Below are 8,262 nucleotides of genomic sequence, written 5' to 3' on the forward strand. Positions count from 1 at the left end.
ATTCTATCTGATTTGTACCTCTAATTCAAGGGAATTAGTAAAATAATCTCTTAGCAGCAAATTAGCATAAATTCTTAAGACTTTAACTTTATTGAATGTATTGTGGAGATTCTAAAATAATCGTAATCTAAATAGAACATCCTACCCTATTATTTTAGATAGATTTTTGGGGCTTCCCACTGCTAAATTAAATAAGGATATTTTAGGTTTTGTGTACTGATGCGTTGGTTAATTAATAAAGTTGTCTCCTTTCTTTCGGTGTATTATGCTCATATGTTAGAGTATCGAGCAGAAATCTTTTTTTGGGTGTTGTCTGGTTCCCTGCCAATTATTTTAATGGGAGTATGGATACAAGCTTCTCAAGGAGGAGATTTTGCTTTAAATTCTGTAGAATTTGCCCGTTACTTTTTCTGTGTTTTTCAAGTTCGTCAATTTACTAATGTTTGGGTAATTTGGGATTTTGAAAAGGAAGTTATTGAAGGTCAATTATCTTTTAAATTATTATATCCTGTTGATCCAGCTTGGTATCATGTGGCTAGACATATTGCTGAAAAAATGACTCGCTTTCCTATTGCTATTTTGATTACTTTATTGTTCTTTTGGTTATATCCTGAAGCGGTTTTTATGCCTAAGTTAATAAATCTTATCTTAGGATTGATGGCCATTGTTCTGGCTTTTACATTAAGGTTCATCATTCAATATACTTTAGCTATGTTTTGTTTTTGGATAGAAAGAGCCAGTTCTATTCAACAATTTTGGTTTCTATTTGATATATTTTTATCGGGAATAACTGCTCCTTTAGATGTTTTTCCTGCCAGTATTAGAGAGATTGTTTTACTAACTCCTTTTCCTTATACTGTCTATTTCCCTGCATCTTTATTTATTAATCGTCCTGTAAATATTACTTTGAGTTTTATCATTATGTTGACCTGGATTATTATCTTTTTTGTAATCAATCGCTGGTTATGGAGAAAAGGTTTAAAACAATATTCAGGAATGGGAGCTTGAATGAAGTCAGATATTTTAAACTTAAGTAAGGAGTCTGGGAAAATGAGAAAATTTATGGCTGTTTTTTTGATAACTATTTTAGGAACATTATTAATATTTACTGTTCCTAGTTTAAGTAATAATTCTCCTGAAATTCTCTGGGATACCTGGGGAGTTCCTCATATTTATGCTGAAAATAATACGAGTTTATTTAAAGCATTTGGTTGGTCACAAACCAAATGTCATGGTAACTTACTATTAAAATTATACGCACAGGCAAGGGGAAAAGCAGCAGAATATTGGGGAATTAATTATTTAGAATCAGATCAATATGTGAGAACAATGGGTATTCCCAAAAGAGCCAAAGTATGGTACGAAAAACAAATCCCAGAAATGCAGAAATATTTAGATAGTTTTGCTCAGGGAATTAATGATTATGTTCAACAACATCCCGATGAAATAGCAGAAGAATTAAAGATAGTTTTACCCATCACAGGAACAGATATTTTAGCACATTTTCAACGGGTTATTTATTTCCATTTTTTAACCAATCCCAGGAATATTAAAGCGTTACAAAATCTTCCCTCAACAGCAGGATCAAATGCTTGGGCGATCGCCTCCCAGAAAACAGTAAATAATCATTCAATTTTATTGGCTAATCCCCATTTACCCTGGTCAGATTTTTATCTCTGGTACGAAGCACAATTAACCGCCCCTGGAATCAATTTATATGGTGCAACTCTAGTAGGTATGCCAGTTTTAGCCATTGCATTTAATGATAATTTAGGATGGACTTTAACCCTTAACCCTCTAGATGGAGCAGATATTTATCAACTTAAATTACAATGAGAAAGTTATCTATTTGATGGAGAATTAAACCCTTTACAACAAGAAATAGAAACAATAAAAGTTCGTCAGTCTAATGGAAATTTTACAGAATTACAAATAGGTGTTAAACAATCGATTCATGGTATAATCATTGAACAACAAAAAGATATTGGTTATGCTTTGAGAGTAGCAGGGCTAGAGCATACCCAAAGTTTAGAACAATTATGGCGGATGGGACAAGCCCAAAACTTGCAGGAATTTGAAACAAGCTTACAACAATTACAACTGCCTTTATTTAACATAATTTACGCCGATAAACAAGATAATATCATGTACCTTTTTAACGGATTAATTCCTATTCGCTCACAAGGAAATTGGCAAAATTGGCAAGGTATTATAGCAGGAGATAGCTCAGAAATACTCTGGAAAGACTATCATAAATACGAAGAATTACCCCGTATAATTAATCCTGAAACAGGTTGGTTACAAAATACAAATGATCCCCCTTGGACTAGCACTATTCCTTCTCAATTAAAACCAGAAGACTTTCCCCCTTATTTTGCTCCCCAAGACTTAGGGAAAGTAACAGATATTTTGCGATCGCAGCGTTCCATTCAATTATTAAGCGAGGCAGATAAACTTAGTTTAGAAGACGTGATTAACAAAAAATTATCATCTAAATTATTAATTACAGATCGCATTTTAGACATCCTTATTTCCACCAGCAAAGCATTAGCCAACCCCATCGGAATAGAAGCAGCAGAAGTTCTAGAAAAATGGGATCGTCAAGCTAACCCCGACAGTCGTGGTGCCGTGTTATTCATGTTATGGGCCACAACCCTAGAATCAAAAAAACTGTTTTCTAAACCCTGGAACCCTGAAAACCCCTTAGAAACCCCCACAGGGTTAGCCGATATTAACACCGCAGTTGCTGTCTTAGAAGGGATCGCAGCACAAGTTAAACTCTTATATGGTTCTTTGGATATTGCTTGGGGAGAGGTGGTAAGAATGCGTGTAGGGGAGCAAGACGTACCTGCTAGGGGCGCACCTGGAAAATTAGGTAGTTTTCAGGTATTAGGGATACAAGCGACCCCAGACAAAAAATTTCAAGTGATTTCTGGGGACAGTTTTATGATGGCCGTAGAATTTTCTGACCCCATTCAAGCTCAAGGATTAATGGTCTATGGTAACGCAACTCAACCTAACTCACCCCATCTAGGGGATCAACTATCCTTGTATGGACAAGGGAAAATGCGCCCCATTTGGCGCGATCGCAGTATAGTTGAGCAGCATCTAGAATCAAAAGAAAGACTCTGATTAACTGTTCACTGATAACTGTTCACGCTTAAAACAATGGCGATATTTTTGTTAAGATGTAGTTAACCAGTAGAATTATTGTTATTTGTCGTCTTGAAGTTGTTATGACGAGTTTAATTACCGTTGAAAAAGAAAAATTAGAAAATCCCCCTTTAGATATTCATTTTCTGGGCGATCGCGCACTCCGTCAACCTGCCAAGCGTATTGCTAAAGTGGATGACTCCATTCGCAAACTAGCTAAAGAAATGCTCCAAACCATGTATAGTTCTCAGGGTATTGGTTTAGCTGCGCCACAAGTCGCCATTCAGAAGCAATTAATTGTTGTTGACTGTGAACCGGATAATCCAGCCAATTCCCCCCTAATTTTAATCAATCCGAAAATAACTGTTTTTTCTAAGGAATTATGTGTGGTAGAAGAAGGATGTCTCAGTATTCCTGGGGTTTACTTAGACGTAACAAGGCCCAAAGCCATTGAAGTCTCTTTTAAAGATGAACAGGGCAAACCTCGCAAAATTCAAGCCACTGAGTTATTAGCAAGAGTCATTCAACACGAAATGGATCACCTCAATGGGGTGATGTTTGTAGATCGGGTAGATAATGACTTAGCTTTAACAGAACAATTACAAAAAAAAGGATTTTCAAGAGGGGCCGTGAAACCTGTAAAATCTTAATCAATAAATCTGTTAATCTTTGGTTAAAACTTAGGAGTAAAAATTGTGACCCCAAAAAGTGGTGTATTTTTGTTAGGATCTTGCATTGCCGCTGTCGCTGCTGTGGGTTCTGTGTTTGAACTATCATCAGGAACACCGGACTTAGGAAACTTAAACACCAGTATTATTTTAGCCTTAAGTATTCCTGTAACCGTCCTATTCTTTGTGGTAGCTGTTAAGGATACTCGCGCTAATATGAAGTAAGCAAGATATAGTCGTTTCAAATAAGTTTGAGACAGAGGAATGTGAGCATCTTGCTCACTATACTAAGAATACGGTAGGTTCGTTTTGTCTCATTTCTATTTGAATTAACTATAATTGTCGGGAAATATTGCTGAACAAGGTGAGAGGTGATTGGTGTGCGAGTATGGATTAGTGCGGTTTTCGTCTTATTTGCCTTAGTGCAGTTTTATCAATGGGTAAAAGGCTTTATCTTGCCTTTACCTATCTACGTTTTAGCAGGGGCTTTTTTGGCTATCGCCTCTAACTATGATAAAGGAATGGCTATGATCATTTCTCCTTCTGACAAACAAAGTTTAACCTCTTCGGAGAATCAAACCGAAGAAAATTGATAAACATCATTATTTAGATTATTGTTATGAGTATTACCCCTGCTGATGTACAACCCCTTTTAACCTCCGAAAACCTGGGCGATCGCCTCAAAGGTGTTAACCTCTTACGTCAACTCGATCCTGCCATCGCCTTTAAACTCATTCAACCCTTGGTAACAGATACTAATGAACGGGTTCGTTATGCGGCCGTCAGTCAACTCGATCCTTTAGGGAGACAAGATCCAGAAAAAGCCTTAAGTTTACTACGCGATCGAATGCAAAACGACACGGAAATAGACGTTAAAGCAGCGGCCGCTGATGTCATTGGTGGACTACAATTAACCCAAGCTTATGATGATTTACAACAGCTTTATCATCAAAATTCTGATTGGTTATTACGGTTAAGTATTGTTGCAACTTTAGGAGAGTTAGGAGAGCCCAAAGGCATTGAATTGTTAGAAGTTGCCCTACAATCTGATAATGAGTTGGTGAGAGGCTCTGCGGTGAGTTCTTTAGGAGAATTAGGTAGTAAGGAGGCTATTCCTTTATTAGTTAAATTGGTCAAAGATGAAGACTGGCAAGTTCGTTATCGACTGGTTCAAGCGTTGAATAGATTAGGGGGAGAAGAAGCTCAAAAAAACCTTAAAATCTTAGCAGAAGATTCTATGGAACAAGTAGCAAAAGAAGCTAAAGAAAGTCTGGCTTAGAGTAATAACAAATGCTTTAAAAATTATCTTAACTTCATTTCCCACTAGGGAGCAGAATGCTCCCACTCCTGTCCCAACAATTATCCTTTTTTATGGGAAAGTTTTTAGTTAATTGATTAATATTTTATATTATTGTAATTCTAAAAATTTCAGAACCAATTGCGAAATAAAGGGTAAAATCTTTTTATTTTGACTATTGTTTCTACCTTCTATAAACACAACTAATAAAAAAGGCGGTAGGTTCGGCTTTTCAATATAAGCTGCATCATGACGAACTTGGGATGTCCAACCCGCTTTTGACCATAATTTTGCGTTTTTGGGTAAACTTTCCCCTAAAAATCCTCTAATTTGCTCTTCTTCTTGACTTTCTTCAATATTCATGGTAATATTTCTGTTTAATAAAGTCATCATTTGCTGCGATCGCTCTACAGAGACAACCCTTTCTGTCACAATAGTATGAAATAATCTAGCCACAGCATTAGTAGTTAAACGGTTACGATGTTGGGAATTTTCCCCAACAAATTGCTTTTCTCTGCCATAATAACCATCACACCAAGTTTTTTGATTAACATTAATCTGGTTAAATTCTTCCCAGCCAAACCCTTGAAAATAGCGGTTAATACTATTACGTTTATCTTGCCAGGTTAAGAGAGTTTCAGGTTTCAATTCTGGTCCACTGGTGGTATCTGTTAACATATCCATTACCAGACTGGTTGCATCGTTACTGGAGTCAACTATCATATCAGTAATGGCACGATTGAGTTCTCTTGAGGGCTTAATTTTGCCCGTTTCCAACCATTGAGATACTGCTACTAAATAAAACAATTTCACCACACTAGCAGGATAAATCACCTCATCCCCTCGATAAGCAAAACCTTTGATGGGGTGTTGCCAAAATTCCGAGGGAAAAGTCATTACTTCTTTTTCAACCACAACAGGGGTATCATAAACCAATAAGGTCAAAGCACATTGATTTGGGGCTAATTCAGGAAATTCTGCCAATGTTGCTGCTAATGTTTCGTTACCAAGGCTATTTAATGTCTCATCTGGGGTGAAAAAGGTCATCTTTATAATTTAGGAAATTCTCAACCCAATGATTGTAAAGTCAAAATACACTAAAACGGATAATTATCTTCCGACACTATCTAAGCTACCCAAACCTTCCCCTTGTAGTTATAGGTAGCTTCTGCTTTTGACGCTCTTTTTAAACAGGAGTTTTCAAATTCCCGTGTTTTGTTATAATCCATAGGATTACAACGAATTATCATTTATTGGTTCGTGATAACTATCTGTCTTTATATCTGAATGCACATCGCTTGGCTTGGGAAAAAATCCCCTTTCTGTGGAAATGTAACATACGGTCGAGAAATTACCAATTCTCTCCTCGACCGAGGTTATCAGGTTAGTTTTCTTCATTTTTCGCAAGAAGAGACAGATTCGAATCATTGGCAACACTGTAAGGAAGTGACCTTACCCTTTTTCTATAAATCACAAATTTATACCATTCCTACCCCAAAATCCAGTAAAATTTTGATGAACGCTTTGGCTAAACTAAAGCCCCATGTTGTTCATGGTTCCTTGACTTTATCAACTCTGGACTTTCGACTACCGGAAATCTGTCAAGCATTAAATTTACCCCTCATAGCCACGTTTCACCCCCCTTTTGACAGCAAATTACGTAATTTCAAGTCCAGTACCCAATTTTTAACCTATCAGCTTTATGCGCCATTTTTAGCCCACTACGATAAAGTTATTGTTTTCTCCCGACTGCAACAGGAGTTATTGATGAAACTGGGGGTTCATAAAGATAAACTGGCGATTATTCCTAACGGTGTTGATACGGTTAAATATTCCCCAGGTGTTTCCTGTCTTAAGTCTCAAATCAAAGCAAAACGGTTGTTTGTCTATGTGGGACGTATTGCCACAGAGAAGAATGTAGAAGCCTTGTTAAAGGCTTGGAAACAGCTTGATATGGGGGAGCAAAGTAAATTATTAATTGTTGGGGATGGACCCCTTAAACCCTCCTTAGAAGACTTTTATGGTAGAGAACATAATATCTATTGGCTGGGGTTTGTGGCCGATGAACAAAAACGTATTGATATTTTACGGGCTGCTGATGTGTTTATTTTACCTTCTTTGGTAGAAGGGTTATCTTTATCTTTATTAGAGGCCATGGCCTGTGGTGTCGCTTGTATTGCCACCGATGCAGGGGCAGATGGGGAAGTATTAGAAGATGGCGCCGGTGTAGTGTTAGATACTCAGGGTGTTACCACACAGTTAAAAACCCTCTTACCTTTGTTTCGAGATCATAACGAAATTACTCAATTATTAGGGCAAAAAGCCAGGCAAAGGGTATTAGATAAATATTCTTTGACAAGTAATATTTCTCAGGTGGAAAAGCTTTATCAAGAGGTTTTAGAGAGAAAAAATATTTCAATTATGAGTCATTTATAATTTTGGTTACGAGCAGATTGTTTACTTAAATAATTAGCCAATCGAACAATTTTTGATAGGCTAATTTATTAGGTAAACTAATATTATTAATAGCTGTGCCTAGACGCATTTGTAAGATACTATGTTCACCTTGAGGCATAGGTTTTTGATAAATAATTCCGTCAAAATACTCCTTGGCCGGCTTTATTTCTGGTTGCTTTAAAAATTCTTCAAGGGTAGAAATTGACTTAATATTTTTACTAATGACCATTAATTTAATATTTGTAGTTATAATGAGCGTAACTGCTCACCGCAACAAAAAAGTCTTATTGAAAAGCACTACAAACAACATCAGTTGAGTCAACAAAAATATAAGCCCTGTGATTTAGCGTAAAATTCAAGCTAATTTATTACGGCTATTTTAATGACTAACATTCCCAGAATCAAGTCTTTTAAAAACCTCAAATAAAAACAACAATATGAGAAAAAAAAGAATAGTAAGATAGTTTTTTGTTAGCGGAGATTATCCGCTAATCCTGTGTATTTTTGTGCAGAGAGATAGGGGGATCAAGAAAAATCTATCCCCCATCGGCTCCGGAGCCTTTTACATCTCTAATCCTGGGGGACTCCGACCAGCTAATGAAAATAATTCGCATAATTGGACAATGGCATTTTGCCCCTGTAATCTCATGGTCTCTAAAAAACTGAACATTTGGGTGACTAACTCTG

The 8,262-nt window shown here is 36.6% G+C and carries 8 protein-coding genes and 1 pseudogene; 7 read left to right on the top strand and 2 right to left on the bottom strand.

From position 1 onward, the window contains the following. Positions 1-219 precede the first annotated feature (219 nt). The 6 genes and pseudogenes from CWATDRAFT_RS16000 to nblB all read left to right on the top strand — a co-directional run bounded on the left by CWATDRAFT_RS16000 (position 220) and on the right by nblB (position 5,100). Positions 220-1,008, top strand: coding sequence for an ABC transporter permease (locus CWATDRAFT_RS16000; RefSeq protein ID WP_007305990.1), 789 nt, complete (start codon positions 220-222; stop codon positions 1,006-1,008). Positions 1,009-1,062: 54 nt separating this feature from the next. Continuing rightward, positions 1,063-3,132, top strand: a pseudogene (locus CWATDRAFT_RS16005) (acylase). Positions 3,133-3,236: 104 nt separating this feature from the next. After that, positions 3,237-3,803 (top strand): peptide deformylase, encoded by a 567-nt coding sequence (gene def / locus CWATDRAFT_RS16010; RefSeq protein WP_007305993.1) that lies wholly within the window; start codon positions 3,237-3,239, stop codon positions 3,801-3,803. Between the two features lie 45 nt (positions 3,804-3,848). After that, positions 3,849-4,046: a hypothetical protein gene (locus CWATDRAFT_RS16015; RefSeq protein WP_007305994.1), complete on the top strand. Its 198-nt coding sequence runs from the start codon at positions 3,849-3,851 to the stop codon at positions 4,044-4,046. Positions 4,047-4,201: 155 nt separating this feature from the next. After that, positions 4,202-4,414 (top strand): hypothetical protein, encoded by a 213-nt coding sequence (locus CWATDRAFT_RS16020; RefSeq protein ID WP_007305995.1) that lies wholly within the window; start codon positions 4,202-4,204, stop codon positions 4,412-4,414. Between the two features lie 26 nt (positions 4,415-4,440). Beyond that, positions 4,441-5,100 carry a phycobilisome degradation protein NblB gene (gene nblB / locus CWATDRAFT_RS16025; protein WP_007305996.1) on the top strand — a complete coding sequence of 220 codons (660 nt, stop codon included), beginning with the start codon at positions 4,441-4,443 and terminating at the stop codon, positions 5,098-5,100. Between the two features lie 129 nt (positions 5,101-5,229). Here nblB and CWATDRAFT_RS16030 read toward each other — a convergent pair whose 3' ends face one another. Then, positions 5,230-6,165, bottom strand: a complete 936-nt coding sequence (locus CWATDRAFT_RS16030) for a serine hydrolase (RefSeq protein WP_007305999.1) — start codon at positions 6,163-6,165, stop codon at positions 5,230-5,232. Between the two features lie 240 nt (positions 6,166-6,405). On the opposite strand from CWATDRAFT_RS16030, the gene CWATDRAFT_RS16035 reads away from it, so the two are divergent. After that, a complete protein-coding gene (locus tag CWATDRAFT_RS16035; protein WP_007305997.1) occupies positions 6,406-7,554 on the top strand; it encodes a glycosyltransferase family 4 protein in 1,149 nt (382 codons plus the stop codon). A 25-nt stretch (positions 7,555-7,579) separates the two neighbouring features. Here the strand turns inward: CWATDRAFT_RS16035 and CWATDRAFT_RS16040 are convergent, their stop codons facing one another. Further along, complete coding sequence (locus tag CWATDRAFT_RS16040) at positions 7,580-7,804, bottom strand: PDDEXK family nuclease (protein WP_007305998.1); 225 nt, start codon at positions 7,802-7,804, stop codon at positions 7,580-7,582. Positions 7,805-8,262 lie beyond the last annotated feature (458 nt).

The sequence above is a fragment of the Crocosphaera watsonii WH 8501 genome (assembly GCF_000167195.1).
In the GTDB taxonomy this organism is placed as follows: Bacteria; Cyanobacteriota; Cyanobacteriia; order Cyanobacteriales; family Microcystaceae; genus Crocosphaera; species Crocosphaera watsonii.

Coding starts and splice junctions, on each gene's coding strand:
- CWATDRAFT_RS16000 (WP_007305990.1), top strand. CDS start 220: ATGCGTTGGTTAATTAATAAAGTTGTCTCCTTTCTTTCGGTGTATTAT.
- def (WP_007305993.1), top strand. CDS start 3,237: ATGACGAGTTTAATTACCGTTGAAAAAGAAAAATTAGAAAATCCCCCT.
- nblB (WP_007305996.1), top strand. CDS start 4,441: ATGAGTATTACCCCTGCTGATGTACAACCCCTTTTAACCTCCGAAAAC.
- CWATDRAFT_RS16030 (WP_007305999.1), bottom strand. CDS start 6,165: ATGACCTTTTTCACCCCAGATGAGACATTAAATAGCCTTGGTAACGAA.
- CWATDRAFT_RS16035 (WP_007305997.1), top strand. CDS start 6,406: ATGCACATCGCTTGGCTTGGGAAAAAATCCCCTTTCTGTGGAAATGTA.
- CWATDRAFT_RS16040 (WP_007305998.1), bottom strand. CDS start 7,804: ATGGTCATTAGTAAAAATATTAAGTCAATTTCTACCCTTGAAGAATTT.